The organism is Bradyrhizobium sp. LB11.1 (genome assembly GCF_040549385.1).
Taxonomy (GTDB): Bacteria; Pseudomonadota; Alphaproteobacteria; order Rhizobiales; family Xanthobacteraceae; genus Bradyrhizobium.
Genome location: NZ_JBEPTH010000001.1, coordinates 666,782 through 692,679, shown reverse-complemented (window position 1 = coordinate 692,679; position 25,898 = coordinate 666,782). Strand labels below are relative to the sequence as shown.

The window sequence follows — 25,898 nt, the reverse complement described above, 5'->3', positions numbered from 1 at the left end:
CGAGGGGTTCCTGGTTGCGCAAGCCCGGTCGCTTGCGCACGATCCCGGCCATGATTCGGGACAAGTCCGCCAAGAAGCCAGCCAAAGACGCGAAGGACATTGCCAAGAAGGTAATGCCCTCGAAGGCGAGCTTCCGCCGCGAGCGCGCGCTGATCAAGCGCGGCGTCTGGCCGATCGCAGGCTGCGACGAGGCCGGCCGCGGGCCGCTCGCCGGTCCGGTGGTGGCAGCCGCAGTGATTCTTGATCCCGACCGCATCCCGCGTGGCATCGATGATTCGAAGCGGCTGACCGCGGAAGAGCGTGAAAGACTGTTCGACAAGATCTGCGCGACTGCGCAAGTCTCGGTCGTTGTTGCCTCGCGCGCGCGGATTGACCGCGACAACATTCTGCGTGCCTCGCTCTGGGCGCTGAAGCGCGCGGTGGTCGCATTGCCCGAGGCACCGCGCCACGTCTTCGTCGACGGCCGCGACCGCCTCGATACGGCCTGCGACTGCGAGGCCGTGATCGGCGGCGACGGCATCGTGCTCTCGATTGCGGCCGCCTCCATCGTCGCCAAGGTGACGCGCGACCGGCTGATGTGCGCGCTGGCGCAGGACTGTCCGGGCTACGGTTTCGAGCAGCACAAGGGCTATGGCGTGCCCGAGCATCTCGACGCGCTCAATCGCCTCGGTCCCACCGTCCACCACCGCAGCTTCTTCGCCCCGGTTGCGGCTGCCCGCGCCAAGCACATGCCCTGGACCGTCGAGCCGGTGCGGGATTTGTTCGAGGTCTCCGAGGTCGAGGTGCAGGCGGAGACCGCCGTTGAAATCGATGTTCCAGCAGGCCTCTAGACTAGACTGTCGTTGCCACGACGCGCCGCGCCCCTTATCAAAGTACTCGTGAGCGAATAGGGCCGGCTGGACGGGTTGGCTGCATCTTGCGGGCGTTGCATGCGGTTTACCTCCCTGGTCATCGAGCTCATTCGCGCCCGGCCGCGTTTGATCGTCTGGATTGCCGTGCTGCTCCAGGCCGCGATGTGGCTGCTGGTGGCGCTCTTGTTCTATCGCAGCCCGCCGGGCAGCCTCGCGACCCTGCTGGCCTTCGGTCGCGAATATCAGGTTGGCTCTGATCTCGGCCCGCCACTGTCGGTCTGGCTCGCCGATATCGCCTATCGCGCCGCCGGGGGCCACATGTTCGGCGTCTACGTCCTGGCCGAGCTCTGCGAGATCGCGACCTTCATCACGCTCTATCACCTGGCGCGTGCCGTGGTCGGCACCCAGCAGGCGGTGCTCGCCGTGCTCTTGACCATGACGGTGCTGGCCTTCTCCTCGTCTGCGCTCGATTTCGGCCCGCTGGTTCTCGCAAGGCCGCTCTGGGTGCTGCTGCTGCTGCATTCCTGGCAGATCATCGGCCAGCGTCGCGGCAATGCCTGGTTCGCCTGGTCGATCGAGGCTGGCCTGCTGCTCCTGACCACGCCAGCCGCGATCTTGCTGCTCGTGCTGCTCGTGATCTTCGCGCTCTCGACTGCCGGCGGGCGCCGGACGTTGCGCGCGCTCGATCCGCTGTTCGCGGTCGTCGTCGTCGCCGTGCTGGCGCTGCCCTATGCCGTCTGGCTGATGCGCGCCGAAACCCTTGTACTGCCGGCTCTGCCGCAAATTGCCGACCTCGGCGCCCGCGCGCTCCACGCGGCCTGGCTGCTCGGCGGGCTCGTGCTTGGCGCCGTGGCGGTTCCGGTGCTGACCTTCCTCAACACACCCCTGTTCGCCGGCAAGAGCGAAGAGGCGCCGATCATCTACCGGCCGCCGGTCGAGCCGCTCGCGCGCAACTTCGTTTATTTCTTCGCGCTCGCGCCGGCGCTCGGTGCGGTCCTGATCTCCGGCCTGTTCGGGCTCGATGCCGTCGTCGGCGGCGCCGGAATCGTGCTGGTCATGTCGGGCCTCGCCATGGTCGTCGTGGCCGGGGATCTGATCGCGATGCGCCGCGCCCGGATGCTGCGCACGGTGTGGGTAGCGGCCATCGTGGCGCCCGCCGCCGGCGTCGTGCTGGCTGTGCTGTTCCTGCCCTGGAGCGGCACCGGCGAGATCGCGACCTCGATGCCGGCGCGTGCGATCTCCGATTTCTTCGACGACAGCTTTGCCCGCCGCACCAACCATCGCCTGCGCGCGGTCGCAGGTGAAACCCAGCTTGCGAGCCTGATCTCGCTGCATTCCGGCCGGCCGCATCTCTTCATCGATGCCGCGCCGGCACGCACGCCGTGGATGTCCCAGGCAAAATTCAGCGGGACCGGCGGCGTCGTGGTCTGGCGCGCGTCCGATACCGCCGGCACGCCGCCGCCCGAGATCCTCGCGCGCTTCCCCGGCATCGTGCCGGAAGTGCCGCGTGCTTTCGAATGGCTGGTCAATGGCCGTCAGGGATTGTTGCGTATCGGCTGGGCCATCGTGCGGCCGAAGGGGACGTGAGTGGCTCGCGTAGCTCTCTCCGTCGTCATTGCGACGAGCTCGCGACAAAATTGCGTAGCAATTTTGCGCTGATGCGACGAAGCAATCCAGACTGCCTCCGCGGAAAGATTCTGGATTGCGTCGCTTCCGCCGTCGCTCTTCGAGCTATGGCGGACAAGCCGCTCGCAATGACGGGGAGGGAGCGTTCCGCCCCTTACGTGCCCGCCAGCACCTTCGCAATTGCGCGCAGATCCTGCCAGGCCAGACGCTTGTAGGACGGCGAGCGCAACAGATAGGCCGGGTGGAAGGTCGGGAGCGCGCGGATGGTGCGGCTACCCGTCTCGTAGTCGAACCACCGTCCGCGCGTGCGCATGATGCCCTCGCGGGTCGAGAGCAGAGTCTGCGTCGAGGGATTGCCGAGCGTCACCAGCACATCGGGGTTCACCAATTCGATATGGCGCTGGATGAAGGGCAGGCAGATTTGGGTCTCCTGCGGCGTCGGCGTGCGGTTGCCGGGCGGCCGCCAGGGAATGACGTTGGTGATGTAGGCCGTGGTGCGGTTCAGGCCTATTGCTCCTATCATCAAATCGAGCAGCTTTCCGCTGCGCCCGACGAAGGGCAGTCCTTCGATGTCCTCATCGCGGCCCGGCGCCTCGCCTACGAACATGATGCGCGCCTGCGGATTGCCGTCGGCGAACACCAGCCGCGTCGCGGTGTGTTTTAGCGCGCAGCCCTCGAAGCTTTGCATGAGATCGCGAAGTGCCTCGAGCGTCGGCGCAGTGCGCGCCGCCTCGCGGGCTGAGGCAATGGCGATGTCAGGGGCTGGTGCGGCCTCGCCGCGCATCACCGCAGGCACGGCGACAGGCCGCGGAGCTTCGACCGTCGGCGTTGCGCGAGGGACTGGCGGCGGGGCGTCTAATTCCGCCAGGCGGTCGACCGGTTCCTCCGCGAGCGCGCAATCGACACCGGCCTCCAAATAGAAGGCAAGAAGCTCTCGGACGGTGGGTGCGGGCTCGGGGATCATTTGGAAAGTCAGCCTATTAGTTCATCCTAGGCCGCCTTGCATCCCAGCGGAACGCATTTCCGTGGTTGTCCTACCCGGAAAAATCGGAAACAAGGGGGCGCAAATGACAAGGAACCGTCTCAAGGGCTGAGATCAGATGAGCACCGAAGAACTCCCACCGCGCGAATCCATGGAATTCGACGTCGTCATCGTCGGCGCCGGCCCGTCGGGCCTGGCCGCGGCGATCCGGTTGAAACAGATCAATGCCGATCTCAACGTCGTCGTGGTGGAGAAGGGCTCCGAGGTCGGTGCGCATATTCTCTCCGGCGCCGTGATCGACCCGGCGGGGCTCGACAAGCTGATCCCGGACTGGCGCGAGGATACGGATTGCCCGCTGAAGACGCAGGTCAAGGATGACCGCTTCTACTGGATGACGGCCGGCGGCGCGATCAAGCTGCCGAACTTCATCATGCCGCCGCTGATGGACAACCATCACTGCTATATCGGCTCGCTCGGCAATGTCTGCCGCTGGCTGGGGCGGAAGGCCGAGGCGCTTGGCGTCGAGATCTATCCGGGCTTTGCCGCCGCCGAAGTCCTCTATGACGAAAAGGGCGCGGTGAAGGGCATCGCTACCGGCGACATGGGTATCGGCCGTGACGGCAAGCCAAAGGACTCCTTTACCCGCGGTATGGAATTGCTCGGCAAGTACACGCTGTTCGCCGAAGGCGCGCGCGGCAGCCTGACCAAGCAGTTGATCGCGAAGTTTGCGCTCGACTCCAAGAGCGAGCCTGCGAAGTTCGGTATCGGTCTCAAGGAAGTCTGGCAGATCGACCCCGCCAAACACCAGAAGGGCATGATCCAGCATTCGTTCGGCTGGCCGCTCGACCTGAAGGCCGGCGGCGGCTCGTTCCTCTATCATTACGACGACAATCTCGTCGCGGTCGGTTTCGTCGTGCATCTGAACTACGACGATCCGTATCTGTCGCCGTTCGACGAATTCCAGCGCTTCAAGACCCACCCGTCGATCCGCGGCACCTTCGAAGGTGCCAAGCGGCTTGCTTATGGCGCGCGTGCCATCACCGAGGGCGGCTACCAGTCGGTACCGAAGCTGACTTTCCCCGGCGGTGCGCTGGTCGGCTGCGCGGCCGGCTTCGTCAACGTGCCGCGCATCAAGGGCGTGCACAATGCGATGGGCACCGGCATGTTAGCTGCCGAGCATATCGCAGCCGCGCTCGCGGCCGATCGCGCCAATGACGAGATCGTGGATTACGAGAACGCGTGGCGGTCCTCCTCGGTCGGCAAGGATCTGTTCCTGGTCCGCAACGTCAAGCCGTTGTGGTCGAAGTTCGGCACCGTGCTTGGCGTCGCGCTGGGCGGCTTCGACATGTGGTTCAACACGCTGTTCGGAACTTCGCTGTTCGGCACGCAGTCGCACGCCAAGCCCGATCGCGCGACGCTCGATCCGGCCAAGCAACACGTGCCGAAGAACTATCCGAAGCCGGACGGCAAGATCTCGTTCGACAAGCTGTCCTCGGTGTTCCTGTCCAACACCAATCACGAGGAAGATCAGCCGATCCATCTCCGGGTGGCCGACATGAATCTGCAGAAGATGTCCGAGCATGACGTGTTCGCCGGTCCCTCGAATCGGTATTGCCCGGCCGGTGTCTATGAATGGGTCGAGGAAGGTGCGAGCCCGCGCTACCAGATCAACGCCCAGAACTGCGTCCACTGCAAAACCTGCGACGTGAAGGACCCCAACGGCAACATCACATGGGTTCCTCCGGAGGGCGGTGGTGGCCCGAACTACGAGGCGATGTAAGGGCGCGCCGGGTCACAAAACGTGATCTGGCGCACGTTCGCGTGAGGACCCGGCTGCGACCACCCGCCCCGGCCACGATAAGGCCATAGTAGCAGCGTCTTGGGGCGCTGCTGGCTGATTTGGGGCGAGCGGAGGGGATCGTCCGGTCCGAATCCTTGCGGTGAAGCGCCAAAAGCGGCATTGTCCGGACCCGACGGTTCCGGGTCCCTTGTCGCCGGCCGCGTTCGCGTGCGAGACGGCCTTTTGCTCCAAACCCAGGCACCACCAACTCAAGGCGAGCCCTGATGTTTTCAAATCGTTTCAACCGCTGGACTGTTGCTGCCATCGCCCTTGCCGGCTCTGCGCTCGTGGCGGTTCCCGGCGCGGTGCTGGCGCAGACGCCGGATCATCCGGCCGACACGGCGGCGCAGTTTCCCACCCGAACCGATCTGAAGTCGCTCACCACCGCCGGCAGCTATCTCGCCGCCCGTCACGCCAGCGTCGAGCGCGACGCGACCTCAGCCTCCACCTTCTACCGCTCCGCGCTGCGGACTGATCCCAAGAACAATGAGCTGCTCGACCGCGCCTTCATCTCCTCGGTCGACGATGGCGACATCGAGGAAGCGGTCAAGCTCGCCGAACGCATCCTCACCATCGACAAGACCAATCGCGTCGCGCGCCTCGTGGTCGGCGTGCATGATTTGAAGCTGAAGAAATATTCGAGCGCGCAAAGCAACATCAACCAGTCGATTCGCGGACCCATCACCGATCTCGTCGCCACGCTGCTGTCCGGCTGGGCCGCTTATGGTGCCGGCGATGCCAAGGGCGCGGTCGCCACCATCGACAAGCTGGCGGGCCCGGAATGGTATCCGCTGTTCAAGGACCTGCACGCCGGCATGATCCTCGAGAATGCCGGCAAGGAGAAGGACGCAGGCGCCCGCTTCGAGCGCGCCTACAAGCTCGACGATTCCATGCTGCGCGTCAGCGAGGCCTATGCGCGCTGGCTGTCGCGCAACAAGGACGCGGCGTCGGCGACCGCGATCTATGAAGCCTTCGACAAGAAGCTCGCCCGTCATCCGCTGATCATGGAGGGCCTGCGAGAGACCAAGGCCGGCAAGAAGCTGCCGTCGCTGGTCGATTCCGCACAGGCCGGCGCGGCCGAGGCACTCTACGGCATCGGCGCCACGCTGACCCGCCGCGGCGGCGAAGATCTCGCGCTGGTTTATCTCCAGCTCGCGCTCTATCTCCAGCCCAGTCATCCGCTGGCCTTGCTCTCGCTCGCCGACCTCTACGAATCGGTGAAGCGGCCGCAGATGGCGATCAAGATCTATGAGCGCGTGCCGTCGAGTTCGCCCTTGAAGCGCAACGCGCAGATTCAGCTCGCCATCGATCTGGATTCCGCCGATCGCACCGACGAGGCGATCAAGATTCTCAAGAGCGTGACCTCCGAGGACTCCAAGGATCTCGAAGCCATCATGGCGCTCGGCAATCTCGAGCGCGGCCGCAAGAAGTTCGGCGACTGCGGTGCGACCTATTCGCGCGGCATCGACGTATTGCCGGCCGGCAACGACAAGGCCAACAGCGTCTGGTACTATTATCGCGGCATCTGCGAGGAGCGCACCAAAGAATGGGCCAAGGCCGAGGCCGACATGAAGAAGGCGCTCGAGCTCCAGCCCGATCAGCCGCATGTCCTGAACTATCTCGGCTATTCCTGGATCGACCAGGGCGTGAACCTCGACGAAGGCATGAAGATGATCAAGCGTGCCGTCGAGCAGCGTCCCGACGACGGCTACATCGTCGACTCCCTCGGCTGGGCCTACTACCGCATCGGCAATTACGAAGAGGCGGTGAAGAACCTCGAACGCGCGATCGACCTCAAGCCCGAGGATCCCACCATCAACGACCATCTCGGCGACGCCTATTGGCGAGTCGGCCGCGCGCTGGAAGCAAAATTCCAGTGGGCACATGCCCGCGATCTCAAGCCCGAGCCGGACGATCTGCCGAAGATCGAGGCCAAGATCGCCAACGGCATGACGGATGACAATTCGAACTCTTCGGCCGCGCAGGCGGACAAGAAGAAGGACGACGACAAGGGCGGCTGATTGGGTGAGTTCCGGGGGCGTATCGCCGATGTCGGCGCTGGTTGAAGAGGGGCGCGCGAAGGTCAATCTGAGCCTTCGCGTGGTCGGCCGTCGTGCTGACGGCTATCATGATCTCGAAAGCGTGGTTGCGTTTGCCGATTGTGCCGACCGGCTGACGCTGGAGCCGGGTGGTGAGCTCAGGCTTGCGACCACGGGGCCGCTCGCGTCGGCCTGTGGTGAGACCTCGGACAATCTCGTGTTCAAGGCCGCAAAACTGTTGGCCGAAGCGGTGCCGAATTTGAAGCTCGGCGCCTTCGCGCTCGACAAGGTCTTGCCGGTTGCAGCCGGTATTGGCGGCGGTTCGGCCGATGCTGCGGCGGCGCTGCGCCTGCTCGCGCGTCTCAACAATCTGTCGCTCGATGATCCGCGCCTGCGGGAGGTTGCGCTTGCGACCGGCGCCGACGTGCCGGTGTGCCTGTTCTCGCGCGCATGCGACATGACCGGGATCGGTGAGCAGTTGCTGCCGCTGGCGTTGCCCAGCATGCCCTGCGTGATGGTCAATCCGCGCGTGCCGGTCGCGACCAAGGACGTGTTCAAGGCACTGGGCTTGCGCAACGGCGAATTGCTGGTCGGCGCGACTGATGTGCTTGAAGCTCCGGCCTGGCCGGAAGAGGGCGGGTCGATTGCCGATTGGGTCGATGTTCTCGAAACTGTCGCCAATGATCTCGAAGCCCCTGCGCTGCGCATCGAACCTGTCATCGGCGAGGTGCTGGAAGCCTTGCGTGATTCTGTTGGCGTCAAGCTGGCGCGGATGTCAGGCTCAGGCGCGACGTGCTTCGCGATCTACGGCGCGTCCGCGGAGGCGCATGCCGCTGCTGAGAAGATCCGCAGGGATCGTCCCGGCTGGTGGGTGCATGCGGGGACGTTGAGCTAAGGCACTACAAGGGTGGGCAAAGCGCAGCGCGCCCACCACTTCTCTCGCACGATCTGGATGCATGGTGGGCACGGCGCTTCGCGCCTTTGCCCACCCTACGAGAGCTCGCCCAGCCCGAGAAACCGTCGAATCTCACCCAGCACCTCTTCCGGCTTGTCATGCTGCAGCCAGTGTCCGGCGCCGGCGATGGTCTCGATGCGCGCCTGCGGGAAATAGCGCTCCAGGCCTGCGGCCCTGGCGCCGGCGAGAAAGCTTTCGCCGGCATTGAGCAGCAGCGTGGGGCAAGCGATGCGCGACCACAGCGCGACGTGGTCGTCAGGCCAGAGCCGGTGCGGCGCGGAGGCGCGCTGGTAGGGATCGAACTTCCAGCTATAGGTGCCATCCTCGTTCCGGCGCGCGCCGTGCGTGGCAAGGTGCAGCGCGAGGTCGCGGGAGAGGCGCTTGTTGTGAAGCACCATTTGTGCGGCCGCGTCTTCGAGGGTCGAATAGCGGCGCGGCGTTCGGTCGTGCAGCCTGTCGAGTTGTCCGACCCATTTGCCGATGCGCTCATGCGTCGGCGGCTTGGATGAATTGGGCAGCATGGTCACGCCGTCGAGGACGACGAGCTTCGAGACCTGCTCGGGGAATGACCCTGAAAAGATCAGGCTCACCATGCCACCCATCGAATGGCCGATGAGAATCACGTGAGACGCCGCCATGGCACGGACAAGCTGGGCGAGATCGTAGACATACTCGGTCAGCGCGTAGCTGCCGCCCTTGGTCCAGTCGGAATCGCCGTGGCCGCGCAGGTCGGGCGCGATCACATGGAAGTGCGGCTGCAACGAGCGGGCGATGGCATCCCAGCTCCGGCAGTGATCGCGGCCGCCATGGACCAGGATGAGTGGTGGCGCGCTCTCATTGCCCCAATCGGCATAATGCAGCCGCAGGCCGTGGGACTCGTAATAGCGACTTTGCGGGGCGAGCATCGGGCAGTGATCCCTGGAATGCCGGACGAGACGGCAGCAGGACTGGAGTAGCCTGCTGCCGGCCATTCGACAAGCAATCGGGCGGTCATGCTGGCTTCGGTGGCGGACCAACGTTGGGCGTTCGTTGATGCGCCGAGCGATCGCGTTGCCGGATCTTGAGCAGCTTCGCAGCGCGACAGCGACGTGCGGCACGCGACAGCGAATTTGGCAGGAGATGGTAACGCGACCAGGACATCATCTTCATCGGACCCTCCATCGCAACATCAATGGGTGAGCTTCCGGCGATGCTTCGTTCGAATCGCGCGCGTTACATATCGGCAAGTCATGACAGATTGGACAGCTTGTTCATCGGCGTTAAACCTTCGTAAGACACCGAACGCGTTCGTCGTTCACCGCCTCCAACGAACGTTAGGAGGTGAAAATCATGAAACTCGTTTCTGCGTTTGTCGGTCTCGCCGCTCTCGGTGGTGTTGCTTTGTCCACCGGAGCGGCATCGGCCCAGCCGATCGATGTCCCCAGTGCGTCGGGCGTCGTTCCCGCCGGTTACATCTGCAACGAATGGGGCCATTGCTGGCACCGCCATTATGGCGGGGGCGGCTACTATCACCCGCATTATTGGCGTGGTTATGGCTGGCACCGTCATTGGGGCGGCGGCTATGGCTGGCACCATTGGCATCATTGGCATCAGTGGTGAAATCCGAGAAGGGGGCTTCGGCCCCTTTCTTTTTGCTGATGCTTGTCTGGAATGACGCGAGCTAGCCCTGCATCGGTCGGCGCGCCAGCGCGAGCGAGAGGCCGAGGCCGGCGATGAAGACGCCGGAGCCTTGCGTGAGGCGACGCATCAGGCGCGGACGTCCGATCAGCTGCGTACGTGTCGCGGACGCCAACAGCACCACGACGACATCGGCGAACGTGTTCAATGTCACCGAGATGGCGCCGAGCACGATGAATTGCAGCGTGGGGCTCGCTCCCGCGGGATCGAGGAATTGCGGAATGAAGGCGAGGAAGAACGCGGCGGTCTTCGGATTCAGCGCCTCGACCAGCACGCCGTCACGGAACGCGCGCTTGTCGCCGACGGGCTCGCACGCGAGCGACAGCGTCCGGCCGGCGCTACGAAAAGTCTTGATGCCGAGCCAGACCAGATAGAGCGCTCCGACGAATTTCACCGCCGCAAACAGCTCGGCGCTGGCCAGGATGATCGCGGAGATGCCGAGGCTGCCCGCGATCACATGAACCAGGCCGCCCAGTGCCGTGCCCGCGGTCGAGGCAAAGCCGCTGGCGCGCCCTTCCGACAGGGTTCGTGCTGCGACATAGAAGATGCCGGGGCCGGGAATGGCTGCGATGAGACAAGCTGCGACCAGGAACAGCCAGAAATTCGTACCAATCATCCTGTTGTCGTAGCGCGGCGTGCTGCGATTGCAAGGCCCGTCGTCTAGCCCATGCGGCGGAAGATCGCGCTGGCATTCACCCCGCCGAAGCCGAAGCCATTGGATATCGCATGCTGCATCGGCATCGGCCGCGCGTTGCCTGAGACGATGTCGATGCCTTCAGCGCCGGGATCGGGGTTTTCAAAATTAAGCGTCGGCGGTGCCATCTGGTCGCGCAAAGCGAGGACGGTGAAGATCGCTTCCAGCCCGCCGGCCGCGCCGAGCAGATGACCGGTGGCCGATTTGGTCGCACTCACTGCGATGGAATTGGTGCGGCCGAACAGTGCTGCGATCGCGCCGAGCTCGCTCTCGTCGCCGGCCGGCGTCGAGGTCGCATGCGCGTTGAGATGTTGCAGATCCGCCGGCGCAAGGTTTGCCTGCCGAAGTGCGATCTCCATGGCGCGGCGGGCGCCGTCGCCATCGGGCGGCCCCGACGTCATGTGATAGGCGTCCGCGGTGGTTCCATATCCGACGATCTCGGCGATCGGCGCCGCGCCGCGCGCGAGCGCATGTTCCAGCTCCTCGATCACCAGAATGCCGGCGCCTTCGCCCATGACAAAACCGTCGCGGTCGCGATCGAACGGGCGCGAGGCGCGGGCCGGCTCGTCGTTGAAGGAGCTCGACAGTGCGCGTGCCGCCGCGAAACCGCCGAGGCTGACGATATCGATGCAGGCCTCCGCACCGCCGCAGATCGCGACATCGACTTCGCCGGCGCGGATCATGCGCGCGGCATCGCCGATCGCCTGCACGCCGGCCGCGCACGCCGTGACCGGCGTGCCCAGCGCGCCCTTGTAGCCGTATTTGATCGAGACGTTTCCGGCGGCGAGATTGGCGAGGAACGAGGGAATCGTGAAAGGCGACAGCCGGCGCGCGCCGCGATGCTCGGTGATGCGCACGGCCTCCGCCATGGCCGGGAAGCCGCCGACGCCGGAGGCGATGATCGTCGCGGTGCGCTCCAGTGCCGCCGCATCCTGCGGCGTCCATTTGGCCTGCGCGACTGCCTCTGCGGTGGCGAGCAGCGCGAACAGGATGAAGCGGTCCATCTTGCGCTGATCTTTTGGCGCAGCCGCCGCGGCCGGATCAAAGCCGCCGTCCGCATCACCGGCCTTGTCGGGCACGAGACCGGCAATCCGTGCCGGCAGCGCCTGCGCCCATTCGGGCAGGGGACGCAGGCCACTCTGACCGGCGAGCAGCCGGCGCCAGGACAATTCGACACCACAGCCGAGCGGCGACACCGCGCCCATTCCCGTCACGACAATACGACGCATGTCAGTCTCCAGCCGGCGCGACGGCCGGGTTCATGGCTTTGAGCGAAGTGAGCCGCCGCCGCATCAGGCGGCTCGCGCCGGGGCCTGCGATCACCACCGCGTTGCCGAGCGTGATCGGTTGCATGTCGGCGGCGTCGACCACGACCGGATCGAGCGGACGACGATCGTCCCGGTTCGCCAGCAGGATGGCTTCGCCCTTCGGCGCGAGATGCTTGTTGCCCCAGGCGAGCAGCGTGGCGATCACGGGGAAGAAATCCCGCGCCTTGTCCGTCAACACATATTCGTAACGCGGCGGCCGTTCATTGTAGCGGCGGCGGACGAACATGCCGGTCTTGGTGAGATGGGAAAGGCGCCGCGACAGGATGTTCGGCGCGATGCCGAGACTGCGCTCGAATTCGTCAAACCGCGTTGACCCCTGAAACGCATCCCGCAGGATCAGGATGCTCCACCACTCGCCGACCGTCTCGACGGCGCGGCCAACCGGGCATTCCAGGATCGAGGGGGATTTGGGCCGCATGGTCGAAAGGTAGGTGAGTAACTTGCAAAATGCAAGTTACTGGATGGACTCGTGCCCCGGACGCTGCGCAGCGCCTGTTGGCGGTGCGCTGCGGGGCCCATGTTGCTGCGAGCTGTGTGCGTTGCGTGGGTCCCGGCTCTGCGCAGCAGCGTTTCACGCTGCAGCGCGTCCGGGGCACCCGAGGGAGCGGGGTCGTCGCGCCACACTCCGTCATTGCGAGCGCAGCGAAGCAATCCAGGCTGTTTCCATGGAGGGATTCTGGATTGCTTCGCTGCGCTCGCAATGACGGGGAGGGAGCAGCGTGCGTATATCTATCCCCGTCACCCTGAGGCGCGAGCGCAGCGAGCCTCGAAGGGCGACGGCCCGGCTCGGCCGTCCATCCTTCGAGGCTCCCGGCGCGATGCAACGCATCGCGCCACTCGCGCCTCAGGATGACGGGGCTAACTGCAGCGCAGGAGCTGAAAGTGCGCGAGCCCTTCCGCCTAATGCGACCGTGCCAGACAGAATGCCACCACCTGCTCCAGCGCGCTCTTCATTGGCGAGGATGGGAACAGCGCCAGCGCGTCGACCGCCATGGCGCCGTAGTGGTGGGCGCGGCTGATTGTGTCCTCGAGCGCGCGGTGCTTGTTCATCAGGCCGAGGGCATGATCGAGGTCGGTGTCGCCGATCTCGCCGCGCTCCAGCGCCTTGATCCAGAAGGCGCGCTCGGTATCGTTACCGCGGCGGAAGGCGAGCACCACTGGCAGCGTGATCTTGCCCTCGCGGAAGTCGTCGCCGGTGTTCTTGCCGAGCTTCGCGCTCTTGCCACCATAGTCGAGCACGTCGTCGACAAGCTGGAAGGCGATGCCGAGATTCATGCCGACCGAGCGGCAGGCGGTCTGCTCCGCTTTCGGGCGGTTGGCGATCACGGGCCCGACTTCGCAGGCGGCTGCGAACAACTCGGCGGTCTTGCCGCGGATCACGGCGAGATATTCGTCTTCTGTCGTCGCGGTGTTCTTGGCGGCGGCCAACTGCATCACCTCGCCTTCGGCGATGGTGGCGGCGGCAGCAGAGAGGATGTCGAGCGCGCGCAGCGAGCCGACCTCGACCATCATGCGGAAGGCTTGGCCGAGCAGGAAGTCGCCGACCAGCACGCTCGCCTCGTTGCCCCAGAGCATGCGCGCCGAGAGTTTTCCGCGGCGCATCTCGCTCTCGTCGACGACGTCGTCGTGGAGGAGGGTGGCGGTGTGCATGAACTCGACGGAGGCGGCGAGCTTGATGTGGCCGTCGCCGGTGTAGCCGGCGAGGTTCGCCATGGCGAGCGTCAGCATCGGCCGCAGCCTTTTTCCTCCGGAGGAGATCAGGTGGTTGGCGACCTCCGGGATCATGGTCACGTCCGACCCGGTCCGCGACAGGATCGTGGCGTTGACGCGCTCCATGTCACCGGCGACAAGGGCAACCAGCTCTTCGATCGACGCGCCGGGAGTTTCGAAAGGTACGATGACGGCCACGCCGGTCTCCAATATTTGCCCCGGAGGGGCTATTCTGATGAAAGACAATAGAAACTGGACGGGGATGCGGCAAGGCCTGTGGAACCATTGACATTTGCCGCTTTGACCCCTTTCAGGCAGGAGGCTCGTTTTGCGTGAACTGGTTCGGACCAACGATATCGTGCTGGTGTCGGCGATCGGCGCGCTGCTCGACGGCGCCAACATCCATCATCTGGTGTTGGACCAGAACATGAGCATCATCGAGGGCTCGCTCGGCGTCCTGCCGCGTCGAATCCTGGTCCATGAGGACGACGCCATCGAGGCCCGGCAGCTCCTGACCGAGGCCGGGCTCAGCCACGAACTGCGCGGCGATGATTGACGTCGTCACAGATCTCACCGAGGACGCCTTTCTCGGCGGGCAGCTGCTCCTGAGGCAGAAGCGATCCGGCCACCGCGCCGGGCACGACGCCATATTGCTTGCGGCCGCGACGGAGGCCCGCGCCGGCGACCGTGTGGTCGATCTCGGCGCCGGTGTCGGCACGGCCGGGCTGGCGCTGGCGCGGCGCGTGGCCGGAATCGATCTTTGCCTCGTCGAGATTGATCCGGAACTGGCCGGGCTCGCGCGCGTCAATGCAACCGCGAACGCGATTGCAGCGGAGGTGATTGAGCTCGACGTCACGGCGGATGCGCAGACTTTTGCGGCAGATGGGCTCATGCCCGACAGTGCGGACTGCGTGTTGATGAACCCGCCCTTCAACGATTCCACGCGGCACCGCGGCTCACCGGATCAGGCGCGCCACACCGCGCATGTCGCGACCGAGGAGACGCTAAATGCGTGGGTGCATGCAGCGCGGCGCATCCTCCGATCGAACGGTGTGCTGACCCTGGTCTGGCGCGCGGATGGCGTCGCGGAGGTTTTGGCCGCGCTGACACGTGGCTTCGGCAGCGTGTCGGTCCTGCCGGTTCATGGCGAAGCTGAGCGGCCTGCGATCCGTGTGCTGGTGCGCGCAGTCAAGGGCGGTCGGGCGCCGCTCCGATTGCTGCCGGGCCTCATGCTCAATGACGAGTCACACGTGCCTAAAAAAGAGGTGCGGAATATTCTGGAGGGGAGAGCGGTCTTGCCGCTGGCCGAGCCGTGACGGCTTACTGGGGAAGCGTTTCCGACTGCTGTTCCGGCTGGGACGTAAAGCGGATTGCCGTGAACAGCGCGCCAATCAGTATCAACAGCAGATAGACTTTCATGTCGCTTCCTCCGCTGCCTTATTGCAGCTTCCCAACGGGGATTCTGCAAAACACGTTCCAGGCACCTGCAATGACAGTCGCGTGATAAGAATTGGTTAATCAGAGGTAACGGTGTTGACGGTAGCGATTAATCCCCTAACTCCTTCTTGTTGCACGATTTTCTCGTGAGAACGGGCTTCCGGGAAGAGGTTCAAATTGCTCACGGCCGAGACCCGGGCGTACATGCTCAGGTCATAGGGGGCTTTTTTCGGGGTTGGATGCACGAGCACCGTATCGATCACGTTCCCAAACGCCAGCCGGCAAGCCGGATCATTTGGGGTCTCCCGCAGGAGCGAGGCGAGAGACTCGACGCTCTTGGTGAAGGTATTCATGACGGCGCTGGGGAGCGTGGTGACGTTGCTGTTGCCGAGCAGCCGCATCCGCTCGTTGAGGCTCACGCGCTCGATCTCCTTGGCCTTGATCTTCTCCTTGACCTCGGCCACCGGGAGATCGCCATCGGCGAGCACATCCACGAGTCGGGCGATCTGGACGTTGAGGCGGTCAAGCTGGCGCTGCACGGCCTGCCGTTCAGAGCCCTCGTCGCGCTCAGCCTTAGCGAGTTCGAGAGCCCGCGCCCTTACACGCGCCTTGAGAAATTCCGGATTGGTGAGCTCCTTATCCATCTTGTCCACCACCTCAGTGGTGATGGTGGTGAGATCGTACAATTTGGAATGATCGCAGGTTCCGCGGTAGCGGGCGTTCGAGCAGCCGATCTGACCGCCCCGCGACGACGACGCAATGGTCATCAGCCCCGCGCACGTAGCGCACTTGACGATGCCGGCGAGGAGGTGATGTTTGCGGGGCACTCCAAGCGTCATAGTGACGACACCGCTTGGGTTCATTTGGGCGCTGCGCTTCTGGCGCACTGCATGGACAGCGTTCCAAAGTTCATCGCTAACGATCCTGAGGGCTGGCGCATCCACCACGATCACGTCCTCCGGATTGGCGAGGCGAATGACGCGCCGGCCGTTATCCGGGTTCTTGACGTGGTTGGTGCGGTTGCGGACGATCTTCCCCCGGTACAGGTCACGGTGCAGGATGCCGGAGCCGGTTGCCGCCTTAGCCGAACCAAGGATGCCCTGCCAATTCCATACAGCCTTGCCGGTCGGTGAGACGACGCCATCGCGGCGAAGGCCTTGGACGATCTTCCTCGGGGTCAGCCCACCCGCATACTCGGTGAAGATGCGACGCACGATAGCCGCTTCGGCTTCATTGATCTTGCGCTCGCCCGGCTTGCCCGGCACCAAGTCGTAGCCGTAGCATTTCGAGCCGGCGATCTTCCCCTCGCGAGTGATCGAGTCGTGGCCGCGCTTCACGCGCACGGCGAGCTTCCGGATGAAGTCCTCATTGCTGTGACCGTCGAAGGTCAACTGCATATCCGAGACTTCGCCCGTGGGTGTGAATAGTGTGATGTTGTGGAAAGTGAAGCGCTTGGCGAGCCAGAACAGATCAGCTCGGTCGCGCGAGAGACGATCTGTGGCCTCGACGAGAACCGCATCGAACTCGCGGCGCTGTGCTGCACCGATGAGATCGCGCGTCAATCCGGGGCGGTCAAAAAGGGACGATGCGGAAACTCCGCGATCAGCGAAGTAGAAGCGCTTATCGGTCTGCAGGCCGAGCCGCTTAGCAGCACGTTCAAGCTCAGAGAATTGATCTTCAATGGAGCGATCCTTCTGGAGGTCGCTGCTAAACCTCGCGTAGAGCGCGACCTTCTTAATCTGAGGAGGTGTGTGCCGCGTTGTCATTCCTGCCACCTTCGCGCTGCAGCCTAATCATCTCGCGGGCTTCGAGCCGGCCAAGCTCCTCAGCAAAAGCAATCCACATACTCTTGTGACTCGGATGCCGCATGCTGCGAGGGTCTGACTGATCGAAAGGCCGAATGACGGCCCGCTGTTTGAAAGGCATGGATATCCCGGGTTTTGAAGCGGTGATCCATTGCCGTGGCCTTCGTCATCTCGACTCGGGGTAGGGATTTTTGCTTCGGCACCCGTGGACATAAATGAAATTAGGTGTGTCGCCTCTCGACCTCAAGTCTCAAGACGCAATTCGGCCGCCTCATCCCGTTTATCCCCAACTCGACCTCCTATCTCTGCGAGTCTCCGTTAGGGCGGGACACGCTGTCGTTGATCTGTAGCGCCGACTTGGCCTGCATCTAGGCCACCGCTGAACAATCGCGCGAACGCTGCCGCGCCCGCGACGCTCAGCGTCCCCGTTAAGAACTGCGTCCTTCGAGCGATCTCATGTCAAGCAGCTATTCGTTTCTGCATGAACGCGACTCTCGATATTCCAAATTGTCGGTTCTACTTGACATCGAGATTTACTATTTAAGCATCATTGCTTCGTGGGGGTCGCCTTAGAAATTCCCCAGCCCGTCATAGCAACGGGTGGCGACGTCGAACCAATCCAACATCTCAGAACTGTACCCGGCTCAGTCATCTGGCTGCGCGGTCGGGCACCCGCTCACAGGACGGCTTGATCGCCGTACCGGGGGACGCATGGATGTTGTCCGCCATTTAGGCTCATGGCGCTGATGATGGGCGAGCACGCCCGAAACAACATTCCTTCTCTAGCCGCCTAGGATCGTCCATGACCAACCCGCTAATTCATCAGGTCGCGCTCGCTATCGCGGCGCTCGATCAAGAGAACGCACTCGTCGCCGCTCGGCTCCGGGAGGACCCGCAACTCAATCCCGACGCGGTCAGGCTCCAAGTCGGCTCCGTGAAGATCGCGCGGGCCGAAGGCCTTCCGCACGGTCTCGCCGAGGCAATTGAAAGCTGGGCACTGAACAATGAGACCGCGGCCCGCGCTTGGCTCAACGCCTAATCAATGACAAATCGCATGTTGGCGCATGCGAAGGAGAAAGAAAACTCTCAATGCACGCTAATACAAGCGCCGCACTCGGAGTGCACGAAGATGCACCGAGTCTCATCGGCTCCAATGCTGAAAGACTATCCAAGATAAAACTCTCGACGCTGCGCGACGAGTCGGAGCGCGCAATTACCGTATGGCTCGACCGTGTACACCGCCTCAGGGAATGCAGCTCGAACGCTAAAGCCGTCGCCTTCGCCATCAGTCAGGTAGTGGACAAGCTCGATGGCACCGCAACTATCAGCTTGGATGGGATTGCAGACCGCTCAGGATGCTCGAAGAGCCGTGTCAGGAACGGCATCACAGAACTCGCGGAGTTGGGGCTCGTCGTGATCGTGAAGCCCGGTAGGAAGGGTCGCGGATACGACTGCACCGCCGTCTACTTGCCGACAGGCGTCACCGACGAGGATTGGCAGGTGACCATTGAGCGGCGGGGATGGGTGCCAAAGCGGGATCGCAAAGTGTCGCCCGCGGCTCTCTCACAAAGCAGCAAAGTAGCGCCCGCGGCACTCTCGAATGACGATGAACCAAATAAAGTGCCGCCCGCGGCCCTCTCAGGCGAAAATGGTCAAGGGCCACCTGACTATGAGGCGCGGGAAGTAGGTTCCAAAGCGCCGCCCGCGGCACAGTTCTATTGTAATAAACCATATACCCCTTCCTATGGGGGCGCTGTCACAGTAACAGCGCCCCCCTTTACGGAAGAGACGAGGGAAGGTCTCACATATACACCCTTCATCGCATCTCCATTCGATGGCGATTTCGATGCGGCGGTCTCTGACGAGACCGCCGTCAAGATCGACGCGATCATGATTGGACGCATCGAGCAGGCCATCGCCATGCATCCCGTAAAAAGCAATTGGACCGAAACTTTCGATGCGTTCACCGTCGCTCTCAATGCCGTGAACGACCCGGAAGAAATCTTCGAGTACCTCGCTGAGTTCACGATGAGTGATAATCACCCACTCGAAGAGCGGCTTTGGCGTCTAGTCGATGGATACAAGCGCCCTGCGCCGGTACATTGAAGTGCAAGCCTAGCTTGACGTGACCGACTACTCGCCAATCGACCCGCAATGCCTCGCATCACCGCCGAGTGACGACAGGGAGCGCGGTAGCGGGTGAAGATCGGCAGCTAAGAGAGCCCCTCTATTACGCAAATAGTGGGTCCCTTTGGCCTGCCGGGTCGGGTCACGCGCAAGCTCGCAATATATCTAGCCCTGACATTTTTTGAGGGGGGTCCACCACTTTGCGAAATTCACGGCACGCGGCGTTCCACGCCGAACAGTAACGATAGGACGGCAGGCTCAAATGACAAATCAGCAACGTTCACTGTCGCCTCGCTGGGCGAGCGTCGCCGAGGCCGCTCGGTACGCGCGGCTGGGCAAGACGAAAACTTGGGAGCTCATCCAGAGCGGCAAAATCTTCGCTGCCCGGATCGGCCGCCTCGTGCGATGCGATCTCAATTCGGTGGACGAGCTCTATCGCAGCAACCCGGTCGTACCCCCAACTCTCTCGCTCGGGTTCGACGACGGTGATGAGCATGTGCCAAACACGCTGTCGGAAGAGCCCGCCATAAGCATCAACCCGGCCGACCTCCTTGCGTGCCTACAGCGGGCCGCCCGCTGAGAGGACCATAGCATGCGGCGCGAGATGGACCGCAGAGATCAGCGAACGCACCACGGCCACGCGCTGGCCGACTGAGCGGCATTCGCAGGGGAAAGCAATGAAGACATCATCGAAAGCCGCAGGGTTCGTCAACGACGAACCCAAGACGACCGTCACCGGACCGGAGGAAGTGCGCGAGCCCATCGCCATCGTTGACGGTATCAAAATCTACAGCCTCGATCAGGTGTTTGAGCCGAACGACGAACGCGCCTTCGGGTTCATGATCCGGGAAATCGTCAAGTCGCACGCAAGGATCGCTAATCTCGAAGGCTATCCACCGCGAGCGCCGTCGTCTCCCCTGCACTCTACCGTCAATGCGCTCAGCGCTGAGATCGAAAGGCAGAGGTTCAACGTTCTTGTCGATAGTGTTGATACGTGGAAGGCCCGAGCAGCCTTTCCGGCGCGTTTCAGAAACGATAATGTCCGCAGGAAGTGCCGCGACGCCTACGCCGCGAGGCAGCGCGGCGAGCCCCACGACTTCGTGTGCTGGCCGGTAGGGGCGAAAGGAATTTGGTACTGCTCGAAGAGTAGCGTCGATCAGTTTCTCGTCGGGCAAGGCGTGGCTCCCGTTAATTTGTTCAAGATCACGATGGCGCAATTGAAGCGGAGCTGACGGATGCGCGCAAATGCGCGGTCCGATCATTGAAAGACGCGGGGTTGGCCGGGTAGAGTCCGCATGTTGGGAAATACAGAGAAGCCCAACTCCCGCTTGCGGCGCAGTGACCACGCAGCAAATCAGGCTCTACCTTATCCGGTTGGTGAACGGCCTGTGCGCAATGTCAACGTCACGGTGAAATCCCGCGTTGTGGCACTCAGGGGGCTCTCGCGATCAAGGTCGCGAGCTTGGCTAAATCCCGGCAAGGAGCTGGGGCATTATCAGCGGGAGCTGACCTCACATAGGGCGACGAGATCACCCGCAAACGCAAGTGACAATAGGGGCTTGCGGATTTTGCGGAAAGCGCAACTTCGGCGACCCGCGAGCAAACCAAACCGGAATAGTCACATAATCACCGAACAACCGACCGAGAAGCCCTAATCATCCAAGGCTTCTCTGAAAGCTATGGAGGCTGAAATGGCTCTTTCATTTTTCAAGAAGGCGACGACCGGCGTTGCAACTCTGCGTGGCCGTAGAGCCGCGCTGTCCGAGCGGCACACTGACGCTCAGAACAATATCTTATCGGCTCAGGATAAGATCGCCGCGCTGTTGATTGACAACGCGGAACGCGCGACCGTAACGAAGGCACAGGCCGAGCTTGTCAATGCCGAACGTGACGCCACCGCTACTGCCGACGCTATTGCGCGGCTTGACGCGGAGATTGGCCGCATGGATGCCGAGCATGCTGTGGCCGAGGATCGCAAGGCCCGTGAGACGACTGTTGCGCAGCTTGCGAAGCACGAAGCGAACGTCAACGACGCAGCGGTAAGCCTGATCAAAGCGCTCAGCGCATTTGCTGATGCTACTGACCCCATTGTACCAACGGTGATCGACGCCGCTCAGACAAACGTTCTCACACGCAGGCTTGCCGCCGAATTTCCGCAGGCAACCGCGCTCATTACGAACATGATACGGCATCACGCAAGTGAGGTGCTGTCCGGCCGCGCGCCCAGAAAGCTTGCCGCGCAAGAACCGGCACCTGCATCTAATATGAAGCGAGCACCAGAAGTCGCAGGCTTGGTTGCGATGAAACCCATCTGTTGGTCCGAAGGTGACAATACTCGCGTTGCCGCGAAGGGTTGGCCGGTAGTGCTGCCCGCGGCGCTTGCTGAACATGCGGTGGCGATCCGCGCCGCACTGCCCCCCGGGCATTTTGAGGCCGCCGCGCTTTCTAACAACCCGCGTCGATCTCGCGATCTGCCGAGGATCGCGGATTGCGTTGCACTGGACAAAATGGCCGAAGAAGCGAAGCAAGCGGCGATGAAGGAGGCAGCTATCGAGGAAAGCGCCGCGACGCTCGCAGCGCCCGAACTCGCGCCCTCCGAGCGGCGCGAATTGGCCGCTCCTATTGAACACATCGACCGGGGTCCGACTCTCGTCGGCACGGCGGAAGTCAATTGAGTACAGAAATGAAAATCGACAAACGCATTTACGATCAACAGACCCGCAAGGTCGATACCGCACCTCAGCCCTCCACGTTCAACCGGGAGGAGCGGAGCGTGCATTGCGTGATCTCGATGGGAAGTCCGGTGAAACGCTTCTATGGCACAGAGGAACTTGAGATCAGCGCGAAGGCCGTCGATCTCTCCCGCATGAAGTCCGGTGGTATTCCGCTGTTGGACTCGCACAATCAGAACGGCATAGATAACCATCTTGGCCGCTTCACTCAGACGTGGTTTTCACGCGGCGCGCTGATGGGCAAGATCGTGTTCAACGAGACCGAGCGCGGCCGGATGGCGATGGGCATGGTCGAGCGCGGCGAGATCGCCGGAATTAGCGCAGGATATGTCGTCAGCGAGTGGCGGATCAAGGACGCGGATGGCAAGATCATCGACCCTGAAACCACCCGCATCTCACTCGACGACAATCTGACTTTCATCGCCTCACGTTGGGAGCTGCTAGAGGCCTCGTTGGTCTCTGTGCCGGCAGACGCAAGCGCTTCGATCAGGTCTCTTGCGTCAGAACTCGATAACGCAGCGCTGCGCATGACGCCATACGAGCGGCGCGGCCAAGATGAGGAAACGGTTGACGCGGCGGAGATTAAAGCCCGCGTTCGCAGGTTGATGCTGGACGGATTGTGCCGTGAGAAAAAAGCTCAGCGCGCAAATCGACTCGACGATCTCTGGCTGCGGCGAATTCTGATCAAGGATGATCGTGCGCGTCGGGGGGTGAAATGATCGGGGGCATCGAACTCGCGAAAGGGCGGACTGCGGAGGAGGATTTCAGAATTGCCGCCCACGAGGCCGGACATGCAATCGTTGGCTGGTACAACGGCAGGTCGATCATAGCCATTAGCATTGAGGACAAAGTCTTCGATGACGGTGAAGCAACTAAAGGGCACGTTCTGTACGGCGATCCACTCGACGAGGATTGGAACGATGACCCATTTGCGCGGATGGTGGAGGATGTAGCCGGGGCAGTAGCCGAACGGCTCCATTCCTATTGTCCGAAGACGCTTAGAGGCAGCGACAGGGAGAAATCATACCGGACCGCCGGTTTCTTTGCCACGAATGATCAAGCGTTGGATTTATTGGTCGCGGCAGCTGAAATAGAGGCCGAGCACGTACTTCGGCAATACTATCCTGTCCTTGTTGCGATGGCTTCGAAGCTCATTCGGTGTCGTACCGTGGAAGGCATGGCAGCACTTGAGCTCATCGAAAAATGCATTGTCGAGATGAATAGCAAGTCCCCCGTGGACGAGGCGTTAACAGGCGAGCGAGCTGATGCAGCGCTGTTTAATCCATCTCATAAGACCGAAGCATCTGTGGAAGCAACATAGTGTCGTTGTCCGAGCCGCGCTCTGATTTCCTGTTTTCGCAGAGCGCGTGATTGGTGGGTGGTGCGCTGGCGGTGTTTGGACACGCGCCGCCAGCGCGTCTGCCTCGTCGAGTCGCAGCTCGGTCGCTGCCGAGCTGCAGCGCGGCCCATGGTCTAACTGCGGTGGTCACGATCATACAAAAGTAACGGATAGAAGCCATGTCTGACGACACAATGCGCCTGCGAGCAGAGCTCGATGACCAAACGGCATCGAAGCTCAAGCAGATGCAGAAAAACTACAAGGAAACCTTCCAAGAGCTCCGGAAGAACCAGCGCGAAGCCGCCAAGGAAGCGCGCGAGCACACCAAGCATCAGAAGGAACTCCACGAGCGCCTGATGAAGGTCAAAGAGGGCATTACCGACGCCGTGATCCCGGCGCTGGGTGCGCTCGGCATCGCCACCTTCGGCGTCGGAGAAGGTCTTGCCAAGTTCATCGACACGATGCGCGAGGCCGGAGAGTCGTTCAACAAGATCAATGACGCAGCGAAGCGTGCCGGCACGTCGGCAGGCTATGTCACTGCGTTGGGCATCGCCTTCGAGAACCTCGGCCTCTCGCCCGACCGGGCGCGGCAGAGCGTCGGCGAACTCGGTGAGCATCTCGACAAGCTCACGCGCGGCGCTCCCGACGAAATCAACCGCATGAACGGCGCGTTCTCGAATATGGGCACGTCGCTCAATGAGGCGCTTCGCGGGGCTCACGGACGTGAAGATCAGATGGAGCGGTTGTTCTCGTTCATGAGCAAGCAGAATTTCTCCATGGATCAGAAGCGGAAGTGGATGGCGACGCTCGGTATCCCCGTTGAACTCGCCTCCAAGAGCGCAGCGGAAATCAAGGAAGCCTTCGAAAAGGGCTTCGACTTTGAGCGTCAACATCCGACCAACATGAAGGTGCTGAAAGAACTCGATGACGCCTTCACCGATCTGGACGTGACCATCACGGGTATCCAAGTCGATCTGGTGAACGCTTTCGGCACTGAGTCCGCTGACGGCATTAAGCAGATCACCGGGTTCGTCAAAGACCTCAGCAAGGTCATGAGCGACGATCTCCGGCAGGAACTCAAGGACGCGGAAGCGCTCTTCAAAATCCTCAAGACGATCTGGGATGGCCCCAACATCCCGCTCTTGAAGAAAACGCCCGGCGAGGCGCTGCATGACATGCTCCATGGCACGCCGAACCACAATCCACGATCTGGATACAAGCCAACCGCCTTCGGCCTCGACGACGATAGGCGCGGCAAAAGCGCTCTCTCTGATGCGGTCAAGGATGGCGTCCTCGACGCTTTCCGCGAGTATATTTCAGGCAAGAGCGGAGGCAGCACTGGAGGTTTCCAGAACGCTTCATTCGGCGACGGCTTCGGTGGGAGCGGCGGGGGCGGTGCTCGCGGCGCAGGCATTAACGGTGGCTTCCATAACGGCGGTGGCTTCCGTGTCCTACAGAACAGCGGCGCTGATATACCCGGCGCACCTCCGGAAGGCAGCAATGCCTTCAAGGGCGTCGGTGGCCTTGATGCTGGCACCTCTGGTGGCTCTCAATACCTGCAAGCTCGGCGTAAGCCGATCATGGATGAGCTGAAAAACAATCCTCGCGCCATGAATGAGGTGCGAGGCATGCTGCTTTCCGAAGGCACTCCGAAGCACACGATGGAGAGCCTATTCAATCGCTTGGACTATGAGCGAACGATGGGTGGTAACACCAAATCCGTTCTCGGGATGCTGCACTCCGGCTTTTATGGTCCTATCAACCGCGGACAACTCGCTTCAAGGATTGCACAGGTAAACCGAGACCCCGCTCTCAAGGCGAAGCTGGATAAGGCAATCACCAATGCCTACGGATCGAACGATCTTGAGGGGGCTACCGATCAGGGAATGAAAACAGACCCCAACGGAAGGTGGCGCGGCGGTTACAAGGACTTCGGCGGCGGAAACATCTTCAACGATTGGGGTGGTGGTCCCGGTGGTCATGGTGGCGCTCGTCGCTTCCGCGAAAGCCTCATGAATGGCGTGGCTGAGGCATCTGCTCAGCATGGTGTTCGTGCGGCTCTCCGTGATCACATTCGCCACAAGAACCTCTTGGGCCAGCGTAGCAGCCTCGACGGCAAGCTGACGGGCGACGCGCATGTTCGCATTGACATGAACGGCGCTCCGCGCGGCACTCGCACGAGCGCGACTGCGAACGGCATGTTCAAGAGCATCAAACTCAACCGCGGCCGGGCGATGCCCATGGCTGATGGAGATGCGTGAGCGGCGGACGGATGTACTCTGTCGTCACGAATAGGCCCCGGCTCAGCGCCGGGGCCGTCTTACAAAGGTGGCTAAGCAATGCACGACGACGAACCATCCCGGATCGTTCCCCGGGGCACAATCATGGGGAAGCAGGTCGAAGGAACGCCTCTCACGGAAGCGACTCGATATCGCCGTTGCCCCGATTGTTCCGGCTTCTTGGATATCTTCGACCTTGGAGCTGTGCTCGATCACGAGGGGCCGCACGAGTGTCCGCCCGCGGACCGCGTGCATTAGCTCGTCTTGACTCAGAAAGCGGCACCCAAGCGTTGGGCTCCGATGTGCAGGGGTTTAGTGCGGTAGAGGAAACGCGCATCAGCGGCCTTCCCAGAGTCACGGGCGGCCTATTGCAGCGCTCGGCCTGCCGCTCCGCTACTAAGCGGCTTGACACTGGAAATATTTGTGCCCCAGCCGCGACACATCTCCCGCCGCGCGCTTCGTTGGAAGTCTTGGGTT

Annotated in this window: 23 protein-coding genes; 16 read left to right on the top strand and 7 right to left on the bottom strand. The window is 62.5% G+C overall.

Going from position 1 to position 25,898, the window contains the following annotated elements; all coding sequences use genetic code 11:
• The first annotated feature begins 50 nt into the window (after positions 1–50).
• Complete coding sequence (gene rnhB, locus ABIA96_RS03155; RefSeq protein ID WP_354135548.1) at positions 51–830, top strand: ribonuclease HII; 780 nt, start codon at positions 51–53, stop codon at positions 828–830.
• Positions 831–929: 99 nt separating this feature from the next.
• Positions 930–2,438 (top strand): glycosyltransferase family 39 protein, encoded by a 1,509-nt coding sequence (locus tag ABIA96_RS03150; RefSeq protein ID WP_354135547.1) that lies wholly within the window; start codon positions 930–932, stop codon positions 2,436–2,438.
• A gap of 193 nt (positions 2,439–2,631) precedes the next feature.
• Here the strand turns inward: ABIA96_RS03150 and ABIA96_RS03145 are convergent, their stop codons facing one another.
• Positions 2,632–3,441, bottom strand: a complete 810-nt coding sequence (locus ABIA96_RS03145; RefSeq protein WP_354135546.1) for a uracil-DNA glycosylase — start codon at positions 3,439–3,441, stop codon at positions 2,632–2,634.
• Positions 3,442–3,577: 136 nt separating this feature from the next.
• On the opposite strand from ABIA96_RS03145, the gene ABIA96_RS03140 reads away from it, so the two are divergent.
• From ABIA96_RS03140 to ABIA96_RS03130, 3 genes are all read left to right on the top strand, one after another.
• Positions 3,578–5,239, top strand: coding sequence for an electron transfer flavoprotein-ubiquinone oxidoreductase (locus ABIA96_RS03140; RefSeq protein WP_354135545.1), 1,662 nt, complete (start codon positions 3,578–3,580; stop codon positions 5,237–5,239).
• A gap of 284 nt (positions 5,240–5,523) precedes the next feature.
• A complete protein-coding gene (locus ABIA96_RS03135) occupies positions 5,524–7,320 on the top strand; it encodes a tetratricopeptide repeat protein (protein WP_354135544.1) in 1,797 nt (598 codons plus the stop codon).
• Positions 7,321–7,348: 28 nt separating this feature from the next.
• Positions 7,349–8,233 (top strand): 4-(cytidine 5'-diphospho)-2-C-methyl-D-erythritol kinase, encoded by an 885-nt coding sequence (locus tag ABIA96_RS03130; protein WP_354135543.1) that lies wholly within the window; start codon positions 7,349–7,351, stop codon positions 8,231–8,233.
• 95 nt (positions 8,234–8,328) lie between these two features.
• On the opposite strand, the gene ABIA96_RS03125 is transcribed toward ABIA96_RS03130, so the two are convergent.
• Positions 8,329–9,198: an alpha/beta fold hydrolase gene (locus tag ABIA96_RS03125; protein ID WP_354135542.1), complete on the bottom strand. Its 870-nt coding sequence runs from the start codon at positions 9,196–9,198 to the stop codon at positions 8,329–8,331.
• 424 nt (positions 9,199–9,622) lie between these two features.
• Here ABIA96_RS03125 and ABIA96_RS03120 point away from each other — a divergent pair, with 424 nt between their 5' ends.
• Positions 9,623–9,892 (top strand): hypothetical protein, encoded by a 270-nt coding sequence (locus ABIA96_RS03120; protein WP_354135541.1) that lies wholly within the window; start codon positions 9,623–9,625, stop codon positions 9,890–9,892.
• 61 nt (positions 9,893–9,953) lie between these two features.
• Here ABIA96_RS03120 and ABIA96_RS03115 read toward each other — a convergent pair whose 3' ends face one another.
• The 4 genes from ABIA96_RS03115 to ABIA96_RS03100 all read right to left on the bottom strand — a co-directional run bounded on the left by ABIA96_RS03115 (position 9,954) and on the right by ABIA96_RS03100 (position 13,900).
• Entirely contained in the window at positions 9,954–10,586 is a 633-nt protein-coding gene (locus ABIA96_RS03115; RefSeq protein WP_354135540.1) for a LysE family translocator, read from the bottom strand.
• A gap of 44 nt (positions 10,587–10,630) precedes the next feature.
• Complete coding sequence (gene fabF / locus ABIA96_RS03110) at positions 10,631–11,893, bottom strand: beta-ketoacyl-ACP synthase II (RefSeq protein ID WP_354135539.1); 1,263 nt, start codon at positions 11,891–11,893, stop codon at positions 10,631–10,633.
• A 1-nt stretch (position 11,894) separates the two neighbouring features.
• Positions 11,895–12,410 carry a winged helix-turn-helix transcriptional regulator gene (locus ABIA96_RS03105; RefSeq protein WP_354135538.1) on the bottom strand — a complete coding sequence of 172 codons (516 nt, stop codon included), beginning with the start codon at positions 12,408–12,410 and terminating at the stop codon, positions 11,895–11,897.
• Between the two features lie 482 nt (positions 12,411–12,892).
• The gene (locus ABIA96_RS03100) at positions 12,893–13,900 is read right to left on the bottom strand and encodes a polyprenyl synthetase family protein (RefSeq protein WP_354135537.1); all 1,008 of its coding nucleotides are present in this window, start codon (positions 13,898–13,900) and stop codon (positions 12,893–12,895) included.
• Between the two features lie 130 nt (positions 13,901–14,030).
• On the opposite strand from ABIA96_RS03100, the gene ABIA96_RS03095 reads away from it, so the two are divergent.
• A complete protein-coding gene (locus ABIA96_RS03095; RefSeq protein ID WP_027529147.1) occupies positions 14,031–14,258 on the top strand; it encodes a putative signal transducing protein in 228 nt (75 codons plus the stop codon).
• The gene (locus ABIA96_RS03090; protein WP_354135536.1) at positions 14,251–15,018 is read left to right on the top strand and encodes a tRNA1(Val) (adenine(37)-N6)-methyltransferase; all 768 of its coding nucleotides are present in this window, start codon (positions 14,251–14,253) and stop codon (positions 15,016–15,018) included. The genes ABIA96_RS03095 and ABIA96_RS03090 overlap by 8 nt, the downstream gene beginning before the upstream one ends.
• A 198-nt stretch (positions 15,019–15,216) precedes the next feature.
• Here ABIA96_RS03090 and ABIA96_RS03085 read toward each other — a convergent pair whose 3' ends face one another.
• Positions 15,217–16,905: a recombinase family protein gene (locus ABIA96_RS03085; protein WP_354135535.1), complete on the bottom strand. Its 1,689-nt coding sequence runs from the start codon at positions 16,903–16,905 to the stop codon at positions 15,217–15,219.
• An 841-nt stretch (positions 16,906–17,746) separates the two neighbouring features.
• Between ABIA96_RS03085 and ABIA96_RS03080 the strand changes: the two genes are divergently transcribed.
• The 8 genes from ABIA96_RS03080 to ABIA96_RS03045 all read left to right on the top strand — a co-directional run bounded on the left by ABIA96_RS03080 (position 17,747) and on the right by ABIA96_RS03045 (position 25,403).
• A complete protein-coding gene (locus tag ABIA96_RS03080) occupies positions 17,747–17,983 on the top strand; it encodes a hypothetical protein (RefSeq protein ID WP_354135534.1) in 237 nt (78 codons plus the stop codon).
• Positions 17,984–18,033: 50 nt separating this feature from the next.
• Positions 18,034–19,050, top strand: a complete 1,017-nt coding sequence (locus ABIA96_RS03075) for a hypothetical protein (protein WP_354135533.1) — start codon at positions 18,034–18,036, stop codon at positions 19,048–19,050.
• Positions 19,051–19,333: 283 nt separating this feature from the next.
• The gene (locus ABIA96_RS03070) at positions 19,334–19,651 is read left to right on the top strand and encodes a helix-turn-helix domain-containing protein (protein WP_354135532.1); all 318 of its coding nucleotides are present in this window, start codon (positions 19,334–19,336) and stop codon (positions 19,649–19,651) included.
• A gap of 97 nt (positions 19,652–19,748) precedes the next feature.
• Complete coding sequence (locus ABIA96_RS03065; RefSeq protein WP_354135531.1) at positions 19,749–20,303, top strand: hypothetical protein; 555 nt, start codon at positions 19,749–19,751, stop codon at positions 20,301–20,303.
• A gap of 459 nt (positions 20,304–20,762) precedes the next feature.
• Positions 20,763–21,746, top strand: a complete 984-nt coding sequence (locus ABIA96_RS03060; RefSeq protein WP_354135530.1) for a hypothetical protein — start codon at positions 20,763–20,765, stop codon at positions 21,744–21,746.
• Between the two features lie 8 nt (positions 21,747–21,754).
• Positions 21,755–22,522 carry an HK97 family phage prohead protease gene (locus tag ABIA96_RS03055; protein ID WP_354135529.1) on the top strand — a complete coding sequence of 256 codons (768 nt, stop codon included), beginning with the start codon at positions 21,755–21,757 and terminating at the stop codon, positions 22,520–22,522.
• Entirely contained in the window at positions 22,519–23,124 is a 606-nt protein-coding gene (locus ABIA96_RS03050; protein WP_354135528.1) for a hypothetical protein, read from the top strand. Before ABIA96_RS03055 ends, ABIA96_RS03050 begins: the two co-directional genes overlap by 4 nt.
• A gap of 197 nt (positions 23,125–23,321) precedes the next feature.
• Entirely contained in the window at positions 23,322–25,403 is a 2,082-nt protein-coding gene (locus ABIA96_RS03045; RefSeq protein WP_354135527.1) for a hypothetical protein, read from the top strand.
• The last annotated feature ends 495 nt before the right edge of the window (positions 25,404–25,898 follow it).